2 protein-coding genes are annotated in these 1,775 nt (G+C 51.0%); one reads left to right on the top strand and one right to left on the bottom strand.

Annotated features, from left to right (window positions below; translation table 11 throughout):
- Positions 1-57: 57 nt before the first annotated feature.
- The gene (gene elyC / locus BZG79_RS15165) at positions 58-834 is read left to right on the top strand and encodes an envelope biogenesis factor ElyC (RefSeq protein ID WP_021022808.1); all 777 of its coding nucleotides are present in this window, start codon (positions 58-60) and stop codon (positions 832-834) included.
- A gap of 130 nt (positions 835-964) precedes the next feature.
- On the opposite strand, the gene kdsB is transcribed toward elyC, so the two are convergent.
- Positions 965-1,735 carry a 3-deoxy-manno-octulosonate cytidylyltransferase gene (gene kdsB / locus BZG79_RS15160; RefSeq protein ID WP_077774822.1) on the bottom strand — a complete coding sequence of 257 codons (771 nt, stop codon included), beginning with the start codon at positions 1,733-1,735 and terminating at the stop codon, positions 965-967.
- Positions 1,736-1,775 lie beyond the last annotated feature (40 nt).

Raw genomic sequence — 1,775 nt, 5'->3', positions numbered from 1 at the left:
AATAAAGGTTTATGGCATTATTTGTGCCTCGTTTGACTATATTTCGGGCGACATTGCATGTTTGAATTAAAAAAACTTATCTCAACCTTGATAATGCCCTTGCCCGCGCTGTTGCTCTTGGGTCTTTTCGGGCTATGCCTGCTTTGGTTCTCTCAGCGTAAAAGGCTGGCATCTTTTGTTATTTTCATCGCGTTTGCTGGGATTTTTCTCACTGCGTTTCAACCGGTCGCCTCTGGGTTACTTCGCCCTCTTGAGCGTCAATACACCGCTTTTCTCCCGACAGAGAAACCGGTGGACTTTGTAATGGTACTTGGAAACAGTCATGTGGTAGATGACGCATTACCACCAACGTCTGAACTCTCGCGTGCAGCGCTCATGCGTCTAACCGAGGGGATCCGAATTCACCGGATGTATCCGACATCCAAACTAATATTATCGGGCTATGACCACGGCTATGAGGTGAGCCACGCCCGCATGTTGGCACGTGTCGCGATGGCGCTGGGGGTCAACAAAAACAGTATCTTGTTACTGGAAACAGCAAAAGATACCTGGGAGGAGGCGTATCAAGCAGCGTCTGTGGTGGGGAGCCGTAATCTGGTGTTAGTCACATCAGCCGCACATATGGAGCGCGCGGTGTATGAGTTTCAAAGCGCAGGCCTTAATCCCATCCCTGCACCGACCAACTTCATGGCGCAAAAAGAGATCAAACAGCCATGGATTAAATACAGCCCTCGCGCCCAATACTTGGAGCAATTTGAGCGCTATTGGCACGAGCGGCTCGGTCAAGCCTGGCAACGCCTTCGTGATTTGATCGCACAGCCGGCATCCAAGTAACAGCGAAGAGACAACGGATAACAAGAAAAGATAACGGGTAAAAAAGAAAAAAGCCGCGATAACATTCGCGGCTTTTTTATCGTTTATTGCCATGACAAGCGAGGAGATTACGACCTGATGGCTGTTAACGTCACTCGCTTGCACCATTGGCGGCGATATGCGCACGTACCGCCGCGAGATCAGCCTGGGTATCGACCCCATGCGGTGGCGTTTCGGCGGCAACCGCAACATGAATTTTTTCACCATGCCAAAGCACTCTGAGCTGCTCAAGCGACTCAATCTTTTCCAACGGACTTGGCGTCCAATGAATATAGCGACTAATAAACCCCGCACGGTAGCCATAAATGCCAACATGACGGAGTAAAGCGTCTGGAATATCGGGAGATTCAGCCTCGAAATGAGTGCGATCCCAGGGAATCGTGGCGCGACTGAAATACAACGCAAACCCTTGCTGATCCGTGACGACTTTGACTACGTTGGGGTTGAATACTTGCTCACTGTTATCAATCGCAACGGCTAAGGTCGCCATCGGGGCTTGCGGGTACTGATTCAAATTCGCCGCCACTTGCCCAATCACTGCAGACGGAATTAAAGGCTCATCGCCTTGCACGTTGACAATGATGTCATCATCAGCAAAACCGTATTGTGCCACCACTTCCGCCAAGCGTTCAGTCCCTGACTCATGGTCAGCACGTGTTAGGCATACGTCGCCGCCAAAGTCACGTACCGCAGTCTCAATGCGTTTGTCGTCTGTTGCAACAATGACCTTACTGGCCCCTGCGGCTTGCGCGCGCTCATACACATGTTGGATCATCGGTTTGCCCGCGATCTCAGCCAATGGCTTTCCTGGCAGACGTCTTGAACCAAACCGTGCTGGGATCACCACATAAAACGGACTCATCCTTGCACCTCTTCCAAGGATAAATCGCGCGCTTCCGACG

It is taken from the genome of Salinivibrio sp. MA427 (assembly GCF_001996115.1).
GTDB classification, from domain to species: Bacteria; Pseudomonadota; Gammaproteobacteria; order Enterobacterales; family Vibrionaceae; genus Salinivibrio; species Salinivibrio costicola.
This window is presented reverse-complemented; position numbering and strand designations above follow the sequence as displayed.